A 21,107-nucleotide genomic window follows, 5' to 3' on the forward strand; every position below is an offset into this window, starting at 1 on the left:
CGAGCTCCTTTCTCATGTTACAGAGATCCAATTCTCGCCTTTGGGCGGAGTGCGGTTGCGAGCACTCCATTAAAGGCGGTCGCACCCAATAGCGTCAGCAACATCGCATCGGGGCCAAATTCGCGGATCAGCTGCCCTCCAAGGAACGGAAAGCCGAACAACCCGAGAAAATAGGCTAAGGTGAAGATCTGTGAGGTAACCGGTACGGAGAGCCCACGCTCGCCAGCGAGATTGACGGCCATTCCATTAAGGGTGGAATAGCTGAGTCCGTAGCCTGTGGCGAAAATTGCGGCGGCCAGGATATAGAGCAGAGGGTCGCCAGAATTGACAAAGAACAATGCCAATGAAGCGCCGGTCGCGATAAAGAGCGTGAGCGCAAGCCGGTGTACGGGCACTCGGTCCAGCAGATGGGCGACAGAAAAGCGGAGCGCCACGCTGGCAATGGTGAATACCAGGAAGAAGAGGTCGGGATTGAGCTGCCGTGACGCGGCATAGGCGCTCTGATATGTCGACAGCCCTGAGAAAACGCAGGCGGCAATGGCGATCATGAGGATCGGTGCAGCCGTTGCGTGTCGAAGCAGGGCGAACGTCGTGGCCAGGGTGACCTCGATGTGGGGCATGGGCACAGAGGGGATGCTCGACATGGCACGTCCTGCCACGCCTATGCAGATGGCCGCGATTGCGCAGGCCATCGCGAACAGTGCGTACATGATCGCCATTGAGCCCGTGTATTCTGTCAGAAAGTGACCGAGCGGAGCCGCAAGGCCAAGCCCGGCCATCTGTGCGCCAGACAAGATCGTCAGATATTGGATACGGGCTGCGGGGCGTAGATGGCGGATAATCTGCAGCGGCGACAGGATGAACAACCCAGACCATCCCACACCGACGAGCATGCCGCCTGCACAGGCTATTCGCGGGTCGAACACTGAGGCGGCAAAGGCTGCCATGGCTAGCGCCATCACGACCGAGGCTGCAGCCATCGTCGGTATAATGCCAATACGTTGAGCCAGGCGGCCTGCCAGGCAGCAACACAGGATTGTTGTACCCATGCCACTGGAGATAATGGCGCCCGCGACGTCACGCTCCATACCGAGAATCTTCATATACTCCGGCAATATGAAGCTCGTGCCATAGGCTGCAGCAATGACACCAGATGCGAGCAAAAATGGTCCGAAGGCGCGGTAGGACAGTCTGCAAGGGAGGCGGTCTGCAGCTCCAGGGGGCACATCGACGATACGCAGGATAGAGGATCGCGCCGCGCTCATGTGATTGAGCTCATGTTGTTCGCCGATTTCATTGCATCCGATACAGCGTTCAGCTCTGCATCGTCTGGACTGTCGTAACCGTCGAGGAGTTGCCGAGATTGATCGAGATAAAACTGCTGCCCAAGGAGGCTGTTGATAATGAGGCTGTTGCGGTACGCCACCAGCGACAGATTTGCGCTCTGCAATCCGTGCTGCAGACGGCTTTGATTTTGCAAATAGACCGGTCCTGGCATTTGCTGCATGAAGCTGACCGCGTAGTCAGGGTCGAGCACGGGCAGGTCGTCCTCCATGTGCGCGCTGCCTAGGAGCGACTGCAGAAAGCGGGGAGTGCGCGGCTGAAAGCCCGTGGCGAGCACTATGCGATCAACGACGATGCTGTGATGGTGCTGCCTGAAGAGACTGGTCAGATCGACTCGCCAGCGCCTGTCGAGAGGCGTGATGTGCTCCACGACGACACTGGATAGTAAATGGAAGTTCTCAAGAAGCGCACCCTCCACGTCTCGTTCATACAAAATGTCGTAGAGTCGATTGCACAATTCGGCAGAGATGCCATCGCTTGTCAGCTTTTCACGCTCGATAATGGTACGGCGGTGCTGAACCGGCAGAGCGTGGAAGCGCCGGCTATGCCCGGGCATATACGCCTCGTTGACGAAACTGGTATCGTCCATCGCAAACAGGTTCGAACGCGAAGTGACCCAGGTAATTCGAGGTGAAGCGGGGCGATTGAGCATGTGCTCGACAATCTCCGCGCCGCTTTGACCTCCTCCTACCACGAGCACATGCTCGTCTGTGCGTGGCGAGTCCCGGTCAAGATAGGCACTCGCAGGGTAAACAGTGTCGCAAATCAGAGACTTAGCGCACCGGGGTATCTTTGGCTCGACCCCAACTGCTATCACCACCGCGCGCGCAAGGTATGTGGTTGTGCTCGTACTGACGCGATAGTCGTCCCTGAAGGGGGCGATGTCGATCACTTCTTCGTTGAAGCGAAGCGTGCCTAGCTGACGTGCGACCCAACGGTAATAGTCGGTGAATTCCTGCCGCGAGGTCGAGGCGTTGCGTTTGTTGATGAAACTGTAGAGCCGCCCGTTTTGTGCGAGGTAGTTCAGGAAAGAATAGGGGCTGGTTGGGTTTACCAAGGTCACGCAATCTTTGAATGGCGACACTTGCAGGCGGCTGTTCGGCAGCGCTAGTCCCGGATGCCAGCAAAATGCCTCGCGCTTCTCCAGGAATAGTGCGCGCAGTCGGGTAGGTTCAATCAGCGCCGCCAGGCTAAGATTGAACGGACCGATCCCGACGCCAATGACATCCAGCGTATCCAAGAAGCTCTCTCTCGCGCTTGTGTAAGGTCGTCGCCGCTTGAGGAAGGCGGTCAGTTGCTGCGTATGGAAGCCTACAATCTGACCCCGCGTGAGATACAAGTTGTTTTATGTCCCACGAACCGGAGGCTTTTGAGTACGGCGCATCTCCTCGCCGAGCGCAAAACGCGCTTATCCGGCGGAGCAGTCTCGGGGACAGCGAAATGATCGAAGGTCGTCTAAAGCGCTGCGGGATATGGATTGCGGTGATGACCGATCGTGTTCTCAGCGCCGCCTCGGTAGCTGAAAGCGCGCTCCATGGCTGCTGGCTAAAGAGATGGCTGAGAATGCGATACGACTTGAAATGTTGCGGATGCCGCCGCCTGATCGCGGCGGGTGCGTACGATATGAAAGCCCACCGTCACGCGTGGAAATTCTCTGCGAGTCGCAAAAAGTTTCTAAGCAGAGCGTCGCCTTGTTGGGTCAGTATCGACTCGGGATGGAACTGCACACCAAAGGTCGGTTGATCGCGATGTGCAAGGGCCATGATCTCGCCCTCTTCCGAACGCGCCGTTACCATCAGATGCGACGCGTGTACCTGATCGACCTCCACAACAAGAGAATGGTAGCGCCCCACGCAAAGAGGCGAAGGGAGTCCTTCGAATAGCCCTCTACCGTCATGCGTAACATACGAGGACCGACCGTGCATGGGGCGACGTGCACGTGCCACCGTTCCGCCGAAAACACTCCCGATGCACTGGTGGCCAAGGCAGATGCCCAAAATAGGGAGACGACCTGAAAGCTCGCGAACGACTGAGGTCGATACTCCAGCCTGCGTTGGGGTGCAGGGGCCGGGGGAGATGACCACGGCGTGCGGCTTGAGACGAACAATATCCTCGAGGCCGACGGCATCATTTCGGACCACTTCCGTTGCTTCACCGAGCCGGCGGAAATAGCGGGCAATGTTGAAGACGAAGGAATCGTAGTTGTCGATGATGATAATCAAAGTTCACCGATAGAATTGGTGCCAAATGCGTCAAAGATTAGCTGTGCCTTGGCGAGAGTCTCACTGTATTCGGCCGCTGGATCCGACATCGCCGTTATCCCGCCCCCTGCGTGAAAGACGGCCAGGCCGTCGTCGATCGTGACGGTGCGGATCGCAATATTAGTATCCATGTGCCCGTTGAAGCCGATGAAACCGATCGCCCCGCAATAGACGTCCCGCGCGACTTGCTCGAGTTCGGCAATGATTTCCATCGCTCGCACCTTCGGCGCCCCGGTGATGGAGCCGCCCGGAAAACAGGCGCGAAGAAGGGCAACGGTGTCTTGGTCCCCTGCAAGCTCACCCGTGACGACCGACACGAGGTGGTGCACCGAGGCATAGGTTTCGAGACTGCACAGCGCTGGAACCTCGACTGAATGCGGAGTGCAAACACGTGACAAATCGCTTCGTAGAAGATCGACGATCATGATGTTCTCGGCACGGTCTTTATCCGACGCGGCCAGGAGGTGCGCGCGACGCTGATCTTCCCCAGAATCCGTTGAGCGCGCGATCGTGCCTTTGATGGGGCGCGTTTCGACCCGTCGTCCGTCGAGCTTCAGGAATCGCTCCGGCGAGCTCGATGCAATGGTGAGATTGTCGTAACGCAGAAGCGCTGCAAACGGTGCGGGGTTCAATGATCGCAGTTGGCAGTAGAAGGCAACAGGATCAAATGCGGTCGGGAGCATGGCGCTAAAACGCTGCGCAATGTTGGCCTGAAAGACATCGCCAGCCAGAATCAGGTCGATGACGCGCTGGACCGCCGCAATGTAGGAGGCGCGGCTGAAGTTCGACTGCCATGGTCCGACGGCGCCATGGGCATCATCCCGCGGCAAGTCTGGGCCGGCAAGGAGAGCTGCAAACTTATCGGCTCTTTGGCGTGCACGCGCGGCCCTGCGTGCGGGAACCTGCTCCGGCCATCCCGTAGACACGATCCAGCATCTGTCGTAGCGATGATCATAGCTGACGACGACGTCATAGAAATGGAGAATGGATTGAGGCAAGCAGTGTCCGGAACCTGCCGGCACGGGCAATCGCTCCAGTGTCCTGTTCAGATCGTAGCATAAGAACCCGGCCGCTCCGCCCTGAAATGGCGGCAGATCCGAACGATGCTCTTGCGGATACTTGGCGAGAAGGGTGCGAAGGACTTCCCAGGGGTCACCGTCAATGCGATGGCCGTTCAAACTCGCCTGCCCGTCCGTGATCATATAGGTGCCGAACGGGTTGCAAGTCAGATATGAGTAGCGCCCAAGGAGCTCGTGGCTTGCTGCGCTATCGAGGAACGTAAGATGAGAGCTGCCGGCGAGGCGCCGCATGGCTGTGACAGGGGCAATCCATCGCAGTTCGCGGACGTACATCGGGCTATCACTCTACCGGTGGTGGCGTCCGCGCGCTTCCGATGATAGCCCGCCAAACGAGCGCAACGTTCGATCGGAACTTGCAAGATCGTGAGACCGACGGTCAGCTTAGCCTCCGCCGGCCGATACCGCGCGTCGAGTGAGGAGCCGCACATCCGACGACATACAATAGTCTGCCGCGAACCGCAGCTCGCGCAGTGGCCGTACCCGCCTGATTGATTCCTGGTAGAGATCGTGCGCCCTGTAGGCGTCGAGTTCCGCCTCGTTCTCGAACTCGCCATAGACAACGACGTCGATGTCGTTGCCGAGCTGGTCGCTCTTACGGTTGCGAGCGACCTCGAGCCGGCGTGCATGCGGGATTTTCGTGAGAACCGACAGGCCTTCGATGATACGATCGATGTTGGCCGCATCTTTTGCGCTGAACAAGACAATGTGACGAATCATGGATGGCCTTAGAGAGTGCTATCAGAGATGGGGCGCATAACTAGCTTGGGATCGAGATCTCTGCAACGCTTCGCTGCTGCATCGCCGATCGATGATCGAGTTTTTTGACACTGTTACGCCTCGCAGTCTGAACTAAGCTCACAAAGGCGTCTTCCTGATCAAGAGGTGGAAAGTGCCAGGCGCTCAATGCTCTGAATGTGACGTGTGAGCAGATTGCAGGCTAGGTCGAGGTTGCGCGATCGCAGGGCCTGCAGAATCAGCCGGTGATCCTGGTTGGACCGTGGACGCCAGCCGGCGTTCCGTGCCATCGCGAATACCAGCCGAGAATTTGCAAGCTGGAGTTCGTCAAGGCTGGCGAGCAGGCGAGGCATCGCGCAGGGCGCAACCAGGGCGTAATGAAAGGCCCGGTTGGCCATCTCAAAATCCTCAATTGTCTGAGCGCTGTCGCCTTCAATCAGCGCAAGTTCAATGCGTGCCAGGTGAACCGATGAGAGCTTTGGAGCTGCATTGCGCAGCGCGACCACTTCGAGCGCTGCACGCATCTCGGCGATCTCCTTCACCGAATTCGTGTCGAGCGGAGCAACCCGCACGCCGCGGCGAGGTGCACTTACGACAAGATGTTGGGCCTCCAATTGTCGAAAAGCCTCCCGCACCGGGACGTGACTGGAATTGAATTCCCGTGCGACATGATCCTGCCGGAGCGGCGAATCCGGCTGCAGTGCGCCATTGATAATGCGCTCACCAATCGACTCCGCGATGCGTACAGCAGTCGTCCTGTTCTCACTCATCATAGATTATCTATCGGAAAAATGGGTGCGCACCGATAGCACATCGACTAGCATCGATCCAATGTCGATGACGATAGATAATTTACGTGATTATCTATGATTATGGGTTCGAGGAATGGATGTTGCTGTTGGACTTGACCGGAACGGAAGCTGTGAGCTCGAGCGGGTCGGCGAAAAATGGAAACGTAGCGAGGCTGAAGCGCTCTATGGTCTGCCGTTCCCTGAGCTGATGTTTCGTGCGCAAAGCATTCACCGCGATAACTTCGATCCAAACCACGTCGAAACAGCAAGTTTGCTCAGTATCAAGACGGGTGGCTGCCCGGAAGACTGCGGCTACTGCGCGCAGAGCGCGCACTACGAGACGGGGGTGAAAGCGGCCCGCCTGATGGATCGTGCCGATGTGGTCGCCACCGCGCAGCGTGCCAAGGAGGCTGGCGCAACCCGCTTCTGCATGGCTGCGGCCTGGCGCACTCCGAAAGACCGTGATCTCGATCGGGTCTGCGAGATGGTCAGCGCCGTCAAAAACCTTGGCATGGAAACCTGCGTCACACTCGGCATGCTAACGCCGAAACAGGCGGCACAGCTTTCCGCGGCGGGGCTCGACTTTTACAATCACAACATCGACACATCGCCTGAGTTCTACGGCAGGATCATCACGACCCGCACGCTGCAGGACCGAATCGACACGCTTGAGCATGTGCGCGAGGCGGGCATCAAGATTTGCTGTGGCGGCATTATCGGCATGGGCGAGCGCGCTGAGGACCGTCTCGACATGCTCGTCCTGCTCGCCAATCTCCGAAAGCCCCCGGAAAGCGTGCCGATCAATCTTTGGAACGAGGTCGAGGGGGTTCCAGTCAATGACATCGCGGATGGTCTCGATCCGATCGCGCTAGTGCGTCTGGTCGCAACTGCCCGAATCATGATGCCGAAGAGCGTCGTGCGGTTGTCCGCCGGACGGCATGACATGACCGACGAGTTGCAAGCGCTGTGCTTTTTGGCCGGTGCAAACTCAATTTTTATCGGGGACGTGCTGTTGACGACGAAAAATCCGAAGGCCGAGCGTGACGCAAACCTACTGAGCAGGCTCGGCATCACGTCCGGGCTTGCCTGAACCAAACGGGGCAGGGAGTTGTGTCGCAGGCTACTTAAGCTTAGGTGAGAAATGCGAATTACCTTGATGAAGGGCAAAATTCACCGTGCCTCGGTTACCGAAGCCGATCTGCACTATGAAGGCTCGATTTCGATTGATCGTACCCTGCTGGACGCGGCAGAATTCCTCGTCAACGAGCGCGTCGAAATCTACAACATCGAAACCGGAGCGCGCTTCGCCACCTATGTGATCGAGGCCCCGCAGGGTTCGGGCATCATAGGCCTGAATGGTGCGGCGGCGCGGCTAGCGATCCCCGGAGACAAAATTATCGTCGTTGCATATGCCTCCTTTGACGAGGCGGAGGCAAAAACATTCAGACCGCGTGTTGTGTTGGTTGATCGAGAAAATCAAATTTTGCCGGTTTGATCACCAAGCGGCCAAGGCGAAGCCGTTTTACTGCGCGCCGGTCAGAATTTTGCGCAATTTCAATGCCCTCAGAGTGCAGAATGAATTCAATCCACGCGGGAAGAGCTACCCGATATACCTCGGCGTTGAACCTCCTGAAAGAAGATCATCGGTTGCGCAGCCTCAATCCGCGTGCAGGAATCGATTTCACGTCGAACGACTATTTGGCGCTCGCGTGCGCGCCGCGCATGAAGAAGGCTGTGTTGGCAGCGATCGAGGCCGGCACACCGATCGGAGCCGGCGGGTCGCGGCTCCTGCGCGGCAATTGCGAGGAGCACGAAAGTCTAGAAGCGGAAGCTGCCAGGTTCTTTGGGGCCGAGACAGCGCTCTTCTTTGGCGGCGGCTATGTCGCAAATTTTGCAGTTCTGACAACGGTGCCGCAGAGAGGCGATCTGCTCGTTTTGGATTCTCTGGTGCACGCGAGCATTCATGAAGGCGCGCGGGCTGGCCGCGCTGAATTTCGGATAAGCGCGCATAACGACCCGGAGTCGGTCGAAAACACGATTCGTGACTGGCGGGCAAATGGCGGAGTGGGTCGAATCTGGATCGTTGCCGAAAGTCTCTACAGCATGGACGGGGATTTTGCGCCGCTCTATGAACTGGTTGCGCTCGCTGACCGGCATGATGCGTTCCTGATGGTGGATGAAGCCCACGCCACAGGTGTTTACGGCGAGAAGGGGCGGGGGCTCACTGCGCCTTACGAGGGGCGAGAGAATCTCCTGGTCGTTCATACTTGCGGCAAGGCGCTGGGCGCTGCGGGGGCGCTCGTCACGGCGTCCGGCGTTCTGCGAGACTTCATGGTCAATCGGTGCCGTCCATTCATCTTCGCCACCGCCCCCTCGCCTTTGACGGCAGTCGCCGTGCGAGAGGCGATTCTGATCCTGCAGCAGGAACCCGAGCGTCAGCAGCGTCTCATCGAGTTGGTCGCGTTCACACACCAGCAGATGAAACACCGCGGGTGGGAAAGTCCTTCGGACTCGCAGATCATACCATACATCGTAGGCGACAACGCGCGTGCGATGCGCCTTGCCTCAGCGCTGCAGGCTCGCGGCTTCGACATACGCGGAATCCGCCCCCCAACCGTGCCCGCGGGCACGGCCCGTTTGCGAATCTCGCTGACACTCAACGTCACCGGAGATGATGTGCGCGCAATGCTCGATGCCTTGGCCGAGGAGAAAGAGGGTGTACTTCGATGAGTCCAAGGATCGTGGTGACCGGCACAGATACCGGAATCGGAAAGACGGTGTTTTCCGCAGGACTCGCGAACCTTCTCGGTGCGAATTATTGGAAGCCGATTCAGGCCGGCCTCGATGGAGAGACCGACACCGAGACTGTCGCACGGCTCGGCGGCTTGTCGGCCGACCGCATCTTGCCAGAGCGCTACCGCCTTCGAACACCGGCCTCGCCCCACTATTCCGCCGAGGTTGATGGAGTTCGCGTCGAGGCGGATTCGCTGGATGTGCCAGACCCCGGTGGGGCGCCATTGGTTATCGAGGGCGCGGGCGGGCTGATGGTGCCGCTGACTGGCGACACACTTTACATTGATGTGTTCGAGCGATGGCGCCTTCCGGTCGTGCTTTGCGCGAGCACAGCGCTGGGCACCATCAATCACTCGCTACTCTCGATAGAGGCTCTCCGAAAGCGTGAGATCCCCATTCTCGGCATGGCCTTCATTGGCGAAAGAAATGCCGAGACTCAGACCGTCATCCGCGAGATGGGCCGGGTGCGTTGGCTGGGACGATTGCCATGGCTCTCGCCCCTTACCGCGGACACGCTGCAGGCCACATTCAAAACCTCATTCCGGGCAGATAGTTTCAAGTTGTATGCCAAAGAATAAATCTCCGATCTGGCATCCGTTCACGCAACACGCTCTTCAAGACGAGATGACGAGGGTTGTTCGGGGGAATGGTGCCTATCTTCACACCGCCGACGGTCGCCGTATCATCGATGCAATCTCATCCTGGTGGGTGGTGACGCATGGTCATTGTCATCCCTATATCGTGCGCGCGATTCAGGAACAGGCAACCAAGCTCAATCAGGTCATCTTTGCCGGGCATACCCACGATCCTGCTGAGGAAGTTGCGGCACAACTCCTCAAATGCGCGCCCCCCGGGCTTGAGCATGTCTTCTTTTCCGACAGCGGCTCAGCCAGCGTGGAAGTGGCCCTCAAAATGGCACTCGGCTATTGGCATAATATCGGAGAGCAGCGAATACGCATTGTCGTGATGCAACATTCCTATCACGGCGACACGGTGGGCGGGATGTCGGTTGGCGCTCGGGGCGTGTTCAACGAGGCGTACGGGCCTTTGTTGTTTGACGTGACCTCAGTCCCGTTTCCCACAACAGGTCGAGAGCAGGATACGCTCGACGCCCTTGAGTCTGCATGTCGAAACGAAATTCCGGCAGCTTTTATTGTGGAGCCTCTGATTTTGGGGGCCGGCGGAATGCTGATGTATCCAGCCTGGGTGCTCAGAGAGATGAAGCGGATCTGCGAGGCATCGGACGTCCTGTTCATCGCCGATGAGGTCATGACGGGCTGGGGCCGTACTGGAACGCTCTTCGCGTGCGAGCAGGCCAATGTCACACCCGATATCGTCTGTTATTCCAAAGGAATTACGGGCGGAGCGCTTCCCCTCGCGGTGACGCTCTGCCGCGCCGATATTTTTGATGCCCACTATTCGAAAGATCGGACGCGCACGTTCTTTCATTCGAGCTCCTATACCGCAAATCCGGTGGCCTGTGCGGCCGCAAGAGCCAATCTGGACCTCTGGCAAGATCCCGAAACTCGCCAACGCGTGGCGGCGATCGCCGCGATGCAAGAACAAGCAATTGAGCCATTCCGCGCCGATGCGCGTTTCGGAAACGTTCGTCAAACCGGTACGATTACAGCGCTCGATCTGAAGACGAGCGATGCGGGCTATCTGGCGGACATGGGTCCGAAGCTTCACGCCTTCTTTAGAAAGCGAAATCTGCTGCTGCGGCCGCTCGGCAATACGATCTACGTGATGCCGCCGTATTGTACGACAGCAGCAGATCTTGATGAAATCTATGCTGGCGTCAAAGATGCCGCCGATGCGCTGGTTCAAAGGGACGCTTTGCGTGCATAGATGCCGGGAGCCGAACCTCAGCCTTAGATTAAGCTTCGGCAAAGACCTGAGGCAGTTCCGCCATCGCCATGCATCCGAACCCCATCCTGTATACCTTCGCTTGCGACAATAAAGCGTGGCGGCGACTGCGAAACTGTTTGACCGCCTTGGGTTCGTGCTTGATAGGACACCTATCTCCATGATGGGCGCTTGTCGCCTGCCCAAGCGAGTCTGGCGAGATGCAACGTCCCTGGGCGACCTGGCGAGATAGTGATGTCGATCGTGCCGGTATGTATCCTGCGTAATTGCGCCAAAGATCGCTCAATTTGTGCGCCCGCGGCCGCCTCTGGCGCGAGTCTGCAGCTAGAAGAGATGATATGCCGACGTCGTAACCGTCATTTGGACTCTCGACAATCGGCCAGCAGGCGGCCCTACCGCACAGAGAGCCGGCGAGGGGCAAAGAACGCAAAGTAAACCGCCCCGCCGCTCCCGCCACGGGACCCCGATTGATCTCGGTCTCTTCGTCAACCTTGTCTAACAAACCCGAATGAGGGCTAGCGAATGATCGGCATCTCCCCGAGCTTGCGTCTTGAGCGTGCCGATCAGCAATGCGCCAAAAATGATCGCGGATTGATTGGCAGTTTGATGCGCGCCTCAATGACTGCAAAATGGCTCGTGTTGCCAATTCTTCGTCGACTTCGGCCAAGCTTGCGAACCAAGATTGCCATGCTTGGAATGGTGGGCGTGCTCGTCACAGGGGCGACTTGCATCGTGGGGCTCAACTATGTTGCGCAGGCGCAGCGCGAGGCAGACCAGAGCATCCATCTTCGCGCTCACCTGGCGGCGCTTTCAGAAGCCTTCCTTGAATCGCAACAGCTTGCGCTTGAGTTTCTGCGTAAGCACGATGAAGCGTTGATCACGCGGCACGCCCAAGGCATTAGGAAGGCGCTTGGCGACCTCGATCAGATCGAGGAGTATGTTGCCTCCTTGCCTGAGGGGGATCCTCTGAAGGACGTATCATTCCTGCGTGCCGGCATTGGCCTTTACGCAACGCGATTCAACAACATCGTTTCAGCGCAGCGCGTGCTCGGGTTCGCCCAGAATGATGGCCTCCAGGGCAAGCTGCGCGATGCCGTGCATCAGGCCGAATCACGAATTGCTCAGCTCAATCAACCGCAGCTAAGCGTGTTGATGCTGATGATGCTGCGGCATGAAAAAGATTTCATGCTGCGGCGTGACGAGAAGTACGGCGTTGAACTGGACACGCGGGTCGCCGACTTCGGAACCGCACTGGCGTCTTCCGAGTTGGCGCAAGCCACCAAAGTGGAACTGAAGACGCTCATTGACTCTTACCGAGCTAGGTTCGTGGCTTTCATGGTTGCCCAACAGGCATTGGATGACCAGGTTGACGATCTCGGGCAGATCTACGGTCGCAATCATCCTCTCCTGTTGAAAGCGATTGCTGCAGCTGATGCCAGCTCTGCCGCGGCGAAAGAGCGTGCCTCGCGAATCCGCCAGGCGTTGGGCTGGGGAATTGGGCTTGCCACACTTGCCATCGGCTTCATTGCGATTTTTGTCGGCCAGGGCATGGCTCGGCTGATCACTCGCATGACAAAGGCGATGCGCCAGCTGGCGGCTGGGCAATTCGAGGTGACTCTGCCCGGACTTGGCCGATCGGACGAGATTGGTGAGATGGCGAGAGCTATGGAATCGTTCAAGCTTAAATTGAGAGAAAAGGCGCAAGACGAGTTTGTAGCGAATCGGGAACAGGATCGCTTGGCGGAAATGCGACGGAAGGCGGAGCTTGAGAAGCTCGCCATGACCTTTGAAAATGCAGTAAGCGGCGTCATCGACACACTGTCGTCCGCCTCGACCGAGCTGGAGGCGTCCGCTAGTAGTCTGACGGACACGGCGCATAATACGCAGGAGGTCTCTGACAAGGTCGCTTCCGCTTCGGAGGAAGCTTCAGGCAATGTTCAGATTGTATCTGCACGTACTGCCGAGATGATCACCTCTGCTACGGAGGTCAGGCGCCAGGTCGAGCAATCTGCAGAAATCGCAAGAAACGCCGTGCGTCAGGCCGAAGAAACCGACCTAAGGATAAAGCACCTGTCGGCGGCTGCGATAAAGGTTGGAGGCGTGGTTAATCTCATCGCCGCAATTGCCAGGCAAACAGACCTTTTGGCTCTTAACGCAACGATCGAGGCTGCACGCACTGGCAGGGCCGGTCGCGGCTTTGCCGTCGTGGCGCACGAGGTAAAATCGCTGGCAACACAGACAGCCAAGGCGACCTCGGAAATTGGAGAGCAAATCGCAGATATCCAGGCAGCCACGGAGGAGTCGGTCCGCGCCATCACGGAGATCGGCAGCAGCATCGGCAGAATCTCGCAAATCGCATCGACGATTGCTGCTGCGATCGAAGCGCAGGGTACCGCAACCAAGGATATTGCGCAGAATATCCAACATGCAGCAGAAATGTCGACGCAGGTTGCCAGCAACATTCGGCGGGTTGCATTGAGCGCTTCGAGCACAGGCGCGTCATCCTCGCAGGTGCTGACCTCTGCAAATTCATTGGCTCAAAGCAGTCATCGTCTCAAACTCGAAGTCGATGGCTTTCTCGCCGGGGTCAGGTCGTGATCATTTGAAATTCCTGTAGAACTGTCTGACGGTACGATTATTTTTCTCACAGGGGATTTCAAGAGAATGCCCGCCTATCTTGCGTCATATGATTTGAAGGAGACCAATCCGGATCCGCATCTCACTTTCTTGAAGCAAGCAGCTGCGCAGGGCTGGAAATTGTGGATCCTAGGCGTGAACAACGTGTGGTATCGACTGCCGAACACAACGTTGGTGGGCACATTTGATGCTTTGGCCGTTGCCGAGGCCAGGCTCGAAGCAGCCCGGTTGGCAACCGAGAACGAAATGGGCGGCACCATCACGACGAGCAAGTGGATCGTTGCGGAATACGGACCCACTCGGCTCTATTCTGACGAACGGCAGAGCGCGTAAACTAGGGCCGCCGGAGCTTTGCTGGCGGCCTAAAGCTCGTCATAAGCCCTGCTCACTTAGTCGGCTTCTTCGGCCTGGAGCTCGCGCGAGGGGCTAATCGAAACCTGCTTTTTGCGCCAATGATCGATCAGGCCGCCAATAGGCTCTTTGGCAGACGGCGAGCTTCGATCGGATGAGAAAAGAGTTCGCGACTCCGGGCCAGCGGTCGACCGAAGCCGCCTCACCAATAGTTCCTCACCCGTGGCCAATGATCTGTTCCTCAATCCCAAGCGTGAGCTCAGAACCATTGTTAGCGGCGTTCTGAGGCGGGACTTCTCTTCCAGATCGTTGCGCGACATAGGAGACAATCGTTTCGCATCCCGACGATCTTGCCCCAATCGTCGAGGGCTCATGCGAGCGCTTTTTGTTTTGTGGCCGTTTAGTCGAAAACCGTCAAAAATGATCGGCTGACGCAGGATTTAAGCGTCAGTTAGCAAGGCATCGCACTAAACAAGATCGCGAGGGCGCTACTGTTTGCAGTTACACCGTCGAAACGGGGTTGACCCAGCAGAAATCCGATCGGCGACAGACGGACCGAACCATGACCGACCACGCGCCCGCTGTCCTCGAAGGGCTTGCTAGATCCAAAGAGGCACAGCGCAAACGATTTCAGATCCAGCATCCGACCTTGGGTGTTAATCTATCCCTCCCTATCAAGAATGCGATTCTGACCAGAATTTCCGTTGAAGATCTCGCGGCAATGCGAACGTGTCTTGAGCCGGTAGCCTTACGGGAACGGATGATTTTGCAAGGGCCGAAGACGAACGTTGATCACGTCTATTTTGTCGAGTCTGGGCTCGTCTCATTGAGGGTTGTCGCCGCGAAAACCGTTTTTGAAACGGCAGTGATAGGACATCGGGGAGCGGTCGGCGCTTCAGTCTTGCTTGGGGCCCATCTTTCGACGCATCAATCCGTTGTGCTCTTTCCCGGCAACGCGTACAGGATCCGAGTTAAAGATCTGCGTCAGCTGATGAAGGAGCATCCCGAGATCGATAACCACCTGTCCTGGTACATTCAAGCGCTAAGTTTGCAATGCGCTCAGGCAGGATTGTGCGGCGTTCGGCATGATCGAAAAAAACGTCTCGCGACTTGGCTTTGTTTGGCGAGTGACGCATTTGACGCCGGTGTACTTCCCGTCACCCACGACTATCTATCGTATGTCTTGGCCTTGCGGCGCGCCGGGGTAACCGAGACTTTAAGCCGATTCGAAGAACAAGGGCTAATTCGCAAGACACGAGGCGTTGTGCAGATCGAGCAACGCAAGAGGCTCGAGGAAAGGGCATGTAGCTGCTATAAGCTCATTTCGAGCGCTTATACCTCAGCTGAGCCCTCGATCGGTGCCTCATCCCCCTAAAAAAGTCGGAGACGGTTACCCCGAAGCGTCTTGGAGGTTTCCGCTGGGGCGCCACAAGCGCAATGTGCTGTTTTGGCTGCGCGAACACGATCTTCTTGGGCGATGAGCTGTTGATCGGAAAGAGTCCTCGGCATGGTCGCAACGCTATTGGACCACCGACGAATGAGATCGGGAGCTTCCTTAGCGGAAAGCAGGCGAGCAAGCTCGGTCTTCCTATAGCCTGCGTGCGCAGATGCAATCGACCATAAGCACTCCGGTTGCCGGCCTAGTGAAGTCGCTCGTACTTACGATCGCGGCTTGGTAGGTAGCTCGACGTACCAAATGTTGTTTGCTCTCGGTGCGAACAGGAGCTTTATGACGCAATTGCAACACTTGCCCAAGCTTCGCGGAGTTTGTCCGTTTCGTACAGAGTTTGCACTACGATAACTAACGCAATCTGTCACCGTAATGATGCGAGAGCGGGATGGTCCGCACCGCGACGTTTGCTGATTTGTCAGTCGGCGTTTGAGGTAGGCCCTTGTAGGTCGAGAATGATTGGGGGCGAACGTGGCTAGTCTCTTTAAGGATTGAGCGGCCACTTTTGGAGGGGACTATTATGAAGGTGGCGAAGAGCCTTTTGGTCAGTTCGGCCGCGGGTCTGATTGCCGTTGGCGGAGCACGGGCTGCTGATCTGCCCGTCAAGGCGAAGGCAATCGAATACGTGAAGGTATGCTCACTATATGGCGCGGGCTTCTACTACGTTCCGGGTACTGATACCTGCATGAAGCTCAGCGGCTATGCGCGTGCCGACACGACCTTCAACACTAACAGTGCTTACAATCCCCCAGACAACGGGGTGGGAGCCGCACGGAACCGTCTCAGCAACTACTATACGAGTCGCGTCCGCACAATCTTGGGCGTCGACACGCGTACCGCGACCGAGTATGGACTGCTTCGCACTTACACCGAGGTGTGGTTCACTTTGACATCTGGCGGTTATAACGGTACCGGTACTGGTACTGGTCTCACTGGTGGCGGTACGACTTATAACTCGAGTGGTGCTTCGCTCGGCCTCTATTTCGCCTTCATCCAGTTCGCGGGTTTCACCTTTGGTCGGACGATATCGCAGTTCTCTACGCCCTGGGGCGAGTATCCCGGAAACTACACCGAACTGCCCGGCAGTAGCGGGTGGGATCCCGTGAACCAAGTGTCCTATACCGCTGACTTCGGTCAAGGCATCACGGCTTCATTTTCTGCGCAAGATCAAACTATACATGACACAACCAACATCTGGAACGTGAGCGCAGCCACGGCTGCAGGTCTCGCCACCGGCGTGTACGGCGCCAACGACATTGGCGGTACGCGAGCTCCAGACCTTATCGCGTCGCTTCGTGTTGACCAGTCTTGGGGCCTCTTCCAGGCGTCGCTCGCGGCCCACGATAACCACCCTGCCTACTATGGTGCCACAGAGGTTACCGGATATCCCAGCGATAAATGGGGCTGGGCGGGTCAGCTGGCATTGTCGATCAAGAACCTGCCAACCGGGCCGGGAGACTCGGTCAACGTGACAGGCGTCTACGCGAACGGTGCAAGCCGTTACGTCTTCAACGACTATATGTCGACGAACTTCGCGAGGTACGGTGGTACGAATTTGACGGGCGCCTACCAGAGCATAGGAATTGCTGGTATCGCTGACTCTGTGTTCGTTGCAGGTGCAGGCCAGGAGTTGTCCACGACATATGGCTTCAACGGTGCCTTCAATCACAATTGGAATCAATACTGGCATACCAGCATCTTCGGTGGTTGGGGCGCGGTGCGCTATAACAGTACAGCCCAACGCTACATTTGCGGCGCGTTCGTCACAGGCCTCGCGCTCTCGAGCGGCCCTGCCGGTTGTAACCCTGACTTCAACTTTGCGGTGGCCGGTACATACATCAGTTGGACCCCGGTCAAGAATCTGACCTTCGGCGCCGAACTCGCGTACAATATCGTGGATCAGAAATACGCGAGCGGAAGCACCGTGACGCTGCCGGCGCAGCCGGGTATTGCAAAGCCCGCGGCTGTGTACGAGCTGAAGGACCGAGGCGCCCTCACGCTGCTGCTCCGCGCTCAGCGCAATTGGTAAACCTTTCTATCAGAACAAGATAGCGAAGAAGCGGCTCTTTACCTGAGTGTGACCTCCAAAGAAGGCTCCCGGCATGCCCGTCGGGAGCCTTTTACAAATGAGAGGTCGCCGAGGATGCTTTGTGATCACTCGTGGGCGTAGTTCTGCCGCTTACTGAGTTGACCTTCAGCCGCGAAGCGCGGGACCTTTCGTCCCAGCGACGTCGAAATAGCTAGCTCGGATTCTGCATCAAGTTCGCGTGGTGGGTAGATTGTTGGTTCCAAATGTAGGGAAGTTGCCACGCTACCGTCAGATAACGCGTAAAAATCGGCATGCAGCTTGCTTTGTTTACAGCGTCATTCCGATCGCTTGTTAAAGCGGGACCGGTCGATCGGCAACGTTGAGCAAAGGCACGGAGATAAGCCATGTCGCAAACTGACACAGCGCTATGATGAAAGCAAACCTCTTCAGGGGTGAGATGATGCCATCAGGCCAAGATGCGGCTTTGCCGCGGTCGTTCTAATTGTTGTTGTTATCTCGGTCGCGGATCGGCGCCGTCGGTCACGCACCCGATTATCGCTTTCGAGCTGAGGAAGGTTGCAGCGTCGGTTGCTGGTTCTGTGGCCTCTCGACGGGGCGCTTCAAAGGCGAAAGCTTTTTAGGACGCCCGACGAGTTTCGGAAGGGACTGCAGAGTGATCGACCAACATATGCTCGATAGAACAGCCCCCGACCTGCCCATCGGCTTCCGCAGGAACCAGCAAAACAAACCAGGCAACCGGCACTTCCATCTTCGCTCACGTAACGAGCACCGGTGCCCGACGACGTTGCTCCGATTTCCATTGGCCAGCTAATCGCGTGCGGCAACTGCACAGCCTCGGAGCTGGTTATGCAGGTCACAACAGACTGAACGAGCGTACTTGCAGTCGCCGACCTGCTCGATCAGTTATATGCGGCCGGGGTCATCGAAGAAGACCTCGATGACGCTTCACCCGACAGGCCAGCGACGGGGTGCAAAGTCAAATGGAAGGGCCATGCATCACTTCGATCTCACTGAGGTGCTTGCACGACCCCTGAACGAACTGCAGCATCTTGCAGTTCTGGCAATGTGGAACGTGGTGATCAACCGCGCAAGTCGGTCAAGCGCAAAGCCAACGTGCTACGCAGCCATGCGCCGACTAAGTAGCCGAGGTACAGTTCGCTTTGGTGGTGGCCGTGCGCTCGGCGTGTGGCCTGGGCTGGTATTCATGTCCAGGCCTTTTACGCACGCTTAGAGAGGCGCCTATTTGGAGGTTTCCGGCTGGAGGCTGTCTCGACGGGGGCTAGGCGCGCTGGACAGGGACATTCTAAGGGAAGCAGCGGCTGAGAATTAGGACGGGTCGACGATTGGTGTCAGTAAGCGCGGCGCGCCGGGTTGTCTGCGAGCGAATTGTTCACGCCGGCACCAGTTGACACGTGAAGGCCACTGAGGGATCCCATGCCGACGCATGTTCCTATGTAAATCCCTCCACGCCGGCCCTGGCAACGTCCCGTACGCAAAAGCCGTCGTCTACGCCTCCTGCGCACGAAGGCCAGAAGCATCGACCTCGAGCCTGGGATTCGTATGATGAGGCGAGATGCCTCGGCTCCGAGCTAACGCCTTGGCGAAATCCCGCCGTAACAATGAGGACGCAACCGGCTTCCTTTCTGTCCGGCGACGCGCACCGCCACAGAACGGGCGCTGTTTCCCTTGCGGTCAGGAATCTTCCTTTGATGGTCGCGCAATCATTGGATGTTTCAGCGCATCTGTTCTTGACTTTTGAGGTGCACGTTTGTTGTTTCAGGCAGACATTGACAGTTTGTGCCTTCCCTACCAAACCACGACTCTGGCTATGTGGGTCGGCTAACGGATCGAACTTAAGATGAGCCACATTTCGGACCCGCCTGTTGAACGCGTCACGATTCCAGTGCTGCAGCGGTGGAAGGGCGAAGGGCGGCGTGTCGCAATGACCACCGCTTACGACGCGGTCGCGGCGCGGATCGCTGACCCTATTGTCGACATTATCCTTGTCGGGGATAGCGTTGGCAATGTCTGCCTCGGATTCGATAATACGCTGCCGGTCAGCGTGGCGATGCTGAACCATCATCTCGAAGCCGTGTCGCGGACAAGACCTCGAGCCTTGCTTGTAGCCGACATGCCCTTCCTTAGCTTTCACCTCAGCCCCGAGGAGACGATCCGGAACGCCGGAGGCTTCCTGCAACGTGGGGCCGACGCAGTGAAACTCGAGGGTGGGGCCAAGCGTACCGAAACGGTACGCGCCTTGGTCGAGTGCGAGATTCCAGTGATGGGCCATCTCGGCCTGACCCCGCAGAGCGTCAATGTTATGGGTGGTTTCAAGGTGCAAGGTCGGAACGCCGATGATGCCTTGCGGTTGCTCGACGGCGCCCACCTTCTGCAGGAGGCCGGATGTTTTGCTATCGTCCTGGAAGGTATCCCAGCAGAACTGGCAGCCCGGGCAACCGAGACCCTGGCCATCCCGACGATTGGAATTGGCGCTGGCCCCAGTTGTTCGGGCCAGGTACTTGTGTTCCACGACGTGCTTGGCCTGACTGAAAGCCATCGGCCAAAATTCGTTCGCACTTATGTCGAGGGTTTTCAGCTATTGCAGGAGGCGCTGTCACGCTGGGCCGCAGATGTCCGCAATGGTGCATTCCCGACTCAACAAGAGTGTTATCGGCTTCCCGAAGGCTTGAGCGACGCTATCGCAAGCTGGGTGCCTTCCAATCCAAACCTGAGATAAAGCTCCAACATGCAAACAGTTACGACGGTCGCCGAGCTACGTGCCGCTCTCGCAAAAGCTCGCAGTTCACACAAGCGTGTCGGCTTCGTTCCGACAATGGGATACCTGCACGACGGTCATCTGGCATTGGTCGAGGCGAGTCGTGCGCAATGCGACGTGACGGTTGTAAGCATCTTCGTCAATCCCACTCAGTTCGGGCCGAAGGAAGATCTCAGCACCTATCCGCGTTCCTTTCTGCGGGATGAGAGCCTGTGTCGCGATGCCGGCGTGACCATTGTTTTTGCTCCGGATGCAGGGGAGATCTATCCGGCTCAGTTCGAGACCTTCATCGAACCCGGCAAACTCGCAAAACCCTTGTGCGGGGCTTTCAGACCTGGACACTTTCGCGGTGTCGCAACCGTCGTCTGTAAGCTGTTCAGCATGGTGCAGCCGAATGTCGCGTTCTTCGGACAAAAGGATTTCCAGCAATGCGCGGTCGTACGCCGCATGGCAATTGATCTTAATCTTCCCATCGAGATCGTCACCGTGCCAACCGTTCGGGAGCCGGACAGGCTCGCCATGAGCAGCCGCAATCGCTATCTCAATAAAGAAGAGCGCCGGCGGGCTCTTGCGATCAGTCGCGGTCTGTTCGCAGCGGAGGCCGAATTTCACGCAGGCGAACGCGAATGCGAGAAGCTTATCGCAATCGCCAGGCAGCATTTGGATGAAGTCGACCGGCTGCAGTATCTTGAGCTCGTCGATGCCGACACGCTTGAGCCTGCCTCGAATCCTTTGAGCAATCCTGCTGCCCTGTGCGCCGCGGCCTATGTCGGCTCGACCCGGCTGATCGATAACGTCATCCTTAAGCCGCAGGCGAGCCCCTAGTACGAGCGAACAGGCTCGACTGGTGTCATCGGAGCCCGACAGCTCGGGATAAAAGTGGGCGATCAAGGTGCTGCGATGCTCACCGGCGAGCTTAAGTTCGAGCGTCACAACATCAAGCATATTATGAAGCAGGCGGCCAATTGAGGGGC

At 57.6% G+C, this 21,107-nt stretch carries 17 protein-coding genes; 11 read left to right on the forward strand and 6 right to left on the reverse strand.

Features of this window, described 5'->3' with window-relative positions; all coding sequences use genetic code 11:
• Positions 1-17: 17 nt before the first annotated feature.
• The 6 genes from Q3C01_RS13910 to Q3C01_RS13935 all read right to left on the reverse strand — a co-directional run bounded on the left by Q3C01_RS13910 (position 18) and on the right by Q3C01_RS13935 (position 6,192).
• The gene (locus tag Q3C01_RS13910) at positions 18-1,265 is read right to left on the reverse strand and encodes an MFS transporter (protein ID WP_458145888.1); all 1,248 of its coding nucleotides are present in this window, start codon (positions 1,263-1,265) and stop codon (positions 18-20) included.
• On the reverse strand, positions 1,262-2,584 hold the full coding sequence (locus Q3C01_RS13915; RefSeq protein WP_458145889.1) for a lysine N(6)-hydroxylase/L-ornithine N(5)-oxygenase family protein: 1,323 nt from the start codon (positions 2,582-2,584) through the stop codon (positions 1,262-1,264). Before Q3C01_RS13915 ends, Q3C01_RS13910 begins: the two co-directional genes overlap by 4 nt.
• A gap of 397 nt (positions 2,585-2,981) precedes the next feature.
• Entirely contained in the window at positions 2,982-3,566 is a 585-nt protein-coding gene (locus Q3C01_RS13920; RefSeq protein WP_458145890.1) for an anthranilate synthase component II, read from the reverse strand.
• A complete protein-coding gene (pabB, locus tag Q3C01_RS13925; RefSeq protein ID WP_458145891.1) occupies positions 3,563-4,957 on the reverse strand; it encodes an aminodeoxychorismate synthase component I in 1,395 nt (464 codons plus the stop codon). The genes Q3C01_RS13920 and pabB overlap by 4 nt, the downstream gene beginning before the upstream one ends.
• A 108-nt stretch (positions 4,958-5,065) precedes the next feature.
• The gene (locus tag Q3C01_RS13930) at positions 5,066-5,401 is read right to left on the reverse strand and encodes a Dabb family protein (RefSeq protein ID WP_458145892.1); all 336 of its coding nucleotides are present in this window, start codon (positions 5,399-5,401) and stop codon (positions 5,066-5,068) included.
• Between the two features lie 158 nt (positions 5,402-5,559).
• A complete protein-coding gene (locus Q3C01_RS13935; protein ID WP_458145893.1) occupies positions 5,560-6,192 on the reverse strand; it encodes a GntR family transcriptional regulator in 633 nt (210 codons plus the stop codon).
• Between the two features lie 112 nt (positions 6,193-6,304).
• Here Q3C01_RS13935 and bioB point away from each other — a divergent pair, with 112 nt between their 5' ends.
• The 11 genes from bioB to panC all read left to right on the forward strand — a co-directional run bounded on the left by bioB (position 6,305) and on the right by panC (position 20,958).
• Entirely contained in the window at positions 6,305-7,300 is a 996-nt protein-coding gene (bioB, locus tag Q3C01_RS13940) for a biotin synthase BioB (protein WP_458145894.1), read from the forward strand.
• Between the two features lie 51 nt (positions 7,301-7,351).
• Positions 7,352-7,705: an aspartate 1-decarboxylase gene (gene panD, locus Q3C01_RS13945; protein WP_458145895.1), complete on the forward strand. Its 354-nt coding sequence runs from the start codon at positions 7,352-7,354 to the stop codon at positions 7,703-7,705.
• An 80-nt stretch (positions 7,706-7,785) separates the two neighbouring features.
• Positions 7,786-8,940 (forward strand): 8-amino-7-oxononanoate synthase, encoded by a 1,155-nt coding sequence (locus Q3C01_RS13950; RefSeq protein ID WP_458145896.1) that lies wholly within the window; start codon positions 7,786-7,788, stop codon positions 8,938-8,940.
• The gene (gene bioD, locus Q3C01_RS13955; protein ID WP_458145897.1) at positions 8,937-9,581 is read left to right on the forward strand and encodes a dethiobiotin synthase; all 645 of its coding nucleotides are present in this window, start codon (positions 8,937-8,939) and stop codon (positions 9,579-9,581) included. Before Q3C01_RS13950 ends, bioD begins: the two co-directional genes overlap by 4 nt.
• On the forward strand, positions 9,568-10,851 hold the full coding sequence (locus Q3C01_RS13960) for an adenosylmethionine--8-amino-7-oxononanoate transaminase (protein ID WP_458145898.1): 1,284 nt from the start codon (positions 9,568-9,570) through the stop codon (positions 10,849-10,851). The genes bioD and Q3C01_RS13960 overlap by 14 nt, the downstream gene beginning before the upstream one ends.
• 540 nt (positions 10,852-11,391) lie before the next feature.
• Complete coding sequence (locus tag Q3C01_RS13965) at positions 11,392-13,467, forward strand: methyl-accepting chemotaxis protein (protein ID WP_458145899.1); 2,076 nt, start codon at positions 11,392-11,394, stop codon at positions 13,465-13,467.
• Positions 13,468-13,533: 66 nt separating this feature from the next.
• A complete protein-coding gene (locus Q3C01_RS13970; protein WP_458145900.1) occupies positions 13,534-13,839 on the forward strand; it encodes a hypothetical protein in 306 nt (101 codons plus the stop codon).
• A gap of 580 nt (positions 13,840-14,419) precedes the next feature.
• On the forward strand, positions 14,420-15,232 hold the full coding sequence (locus Q3C01_RS13975) for a Crp/Fnr family transcriptional regulator (RefSeq protein ID WP_458145901.1): 813 nt from the start codon (positions 14,420-14,422) through the stop codon (positions 15,230-15,232).
• Positions 15,233-15,827: 595 nt separating this feature from the next.
• Complete coding sequence (locus Q3C01_RS13980) at positions 15,828-17,336, forward strand: porin (RefSeq protein ID WP_458145902.1); 1,509 nt, start codon at positions 15,828-15,830, stop codon at positions 17,334-17,336.
• A 1,879-nt stretch (positions 17,337-19,215) separates the two neighbouring features.
• Positions 19,216-20,094 carry a 3-methyl-2-oxobutanoate hydroxymethyltransferase gene (gene panB, locus Q3C01_RS13985; RefSeq protein ID WP_458145903.1) on the forward strand — a complete coding sequence of 293 codons (879 nt, stop codon included), beginning with the start codon at positions 19,216-19,218 and terminating at the stop codon, positions 20,092-20,094.
• Between the two features lie 9 nt (positions 20,095-20,103).
• Positions 20,104-20,958, forward strand: coding sequence for a pantoate--beta-alanine ligase (gene panC / locus Q3C01_RS13990; protein WP_458145904.1), 855 nt, complete (start codon positions 20,104-20,106; stop codon positions 20,956-20,958).
• Positions 20,959-21,107 lie beyond the last annotated feature (149 nt).

The sequence above is a fragment of the Bradyrhizobium sp. UFLA05-109 genome (genome assembly GCF_054185165.1).

What these genes read in the sequence shown, in the direction of transcription:
- Q3C01_RS13910 (WP_458145888.1), bottom strand. Translation starts at nt 1,265, where the DNA reads ATGAGCGCGGCGCGATCCTCTATCCTGCGTATCGTCGATGTGCCCCCT.
- pabB (WP_458145891.1), bottom strand. Translation starts at nt 4,957, where the DNA reads ATGTACGTCCGCGAACTGCGATGGATTGCCCCTGTCACAGCCATGCGG.
- Q3C01_RS13930 (WP_458145892.1), bottom strand. Translation starts at nt 5,401, where the DNA reads ATGATTCGTCACATTGTCTTGTTCAGCGCAAAAGATGCGGCCAACATC.
- Q3C01_RS13935 (WP_458145893.1), bottom strand. Translation starts at nt 6,192, where the DNA reads ATGATGAGTGAGAACAGGACGACTGCTGTACGCATCGCGGAGTCGATT.
- bioB (WP_458145894.1), top strand. Translation starts at nt 6,305, where the DNA reads ATGGATGTTGCTGTTGGACTTGACCGGAACGGAAGCTGTGAGCTCGAG.
- panD (WP_458145895.1), top strand. Translation starts at nt 7,352, where the DNA reads ATGCGAATTACCTTGATGAAGGGCAAAATTCACCGTGCCTCGGTTACC.
- Q3C01_RS13950 (WP_458145896.1), top strand. Translation starts at nt 7,786, where the DNA reads ATGAATTCAATCCACGCGGGAAGAGCTACCCGATATACCTCGGCGTTG.
- bioD (WP_458145897.1), top strand. Translation starts at nt 8,937, where the DNA reads ATGAGTCCAAGGATCGTGGTGACCGGCACAGATACCGGAATCGGAAAG.
- Q3C01_RS13960 (WP_458145898.1), top strand. Translation starts at nt 9,568, where the DNA reads ATGCCAAAGAATAAATCTCCGATCTGGCATCCGTTCACGCAACACGCT.
- Q3C01_RS13965 (WP_458145899.1), top strand. Translation starts at nt 11,392, where the DNA reads ATGATCGGCATCTCCCCGAGCTTGCGTCTTGAGCGTGCCGATCAGCAA.
- Q3C01_RS13970 (WP_458145900.1), top strand. Translation starts at nt 13,534, where the DNA reads ATGCCCGCCTATCTTGCGTCATATGATTTGAAGGAGACCAATCCGGAT.
- Q3C01_RS13975 (WP_458145901.1), top strand. Translation starts at nt 14,420, where the DNA reads ATGACCGACCACGCGCCCGCTGTCCTCGAAGGGCTTGCTAGATCCAAA.
- Q3C01_RS13980 (WP_458145902.1), top strand. Translation starts at nt 15,828, where the DNA reads ATGAAGGTGGCGAAGAGCCTTTTGGTCAGTTCGGCCGCGGGTCTGATT.
- panB (WP_458145903.1), top strand. Translation starts at nt 19,216, where the DNA reads ATGAGCCACATTTCGGACCCGCCTGTTGAACGCGTCACGATTCCAGTG.
- panC (WP_458145904.1), top strand. Translation starts at nt 20,104, where the DNA reads ATGCAAACAGTTACGACGGTCGCCGAGCTACGTGCCGCTCTCGCAAAA.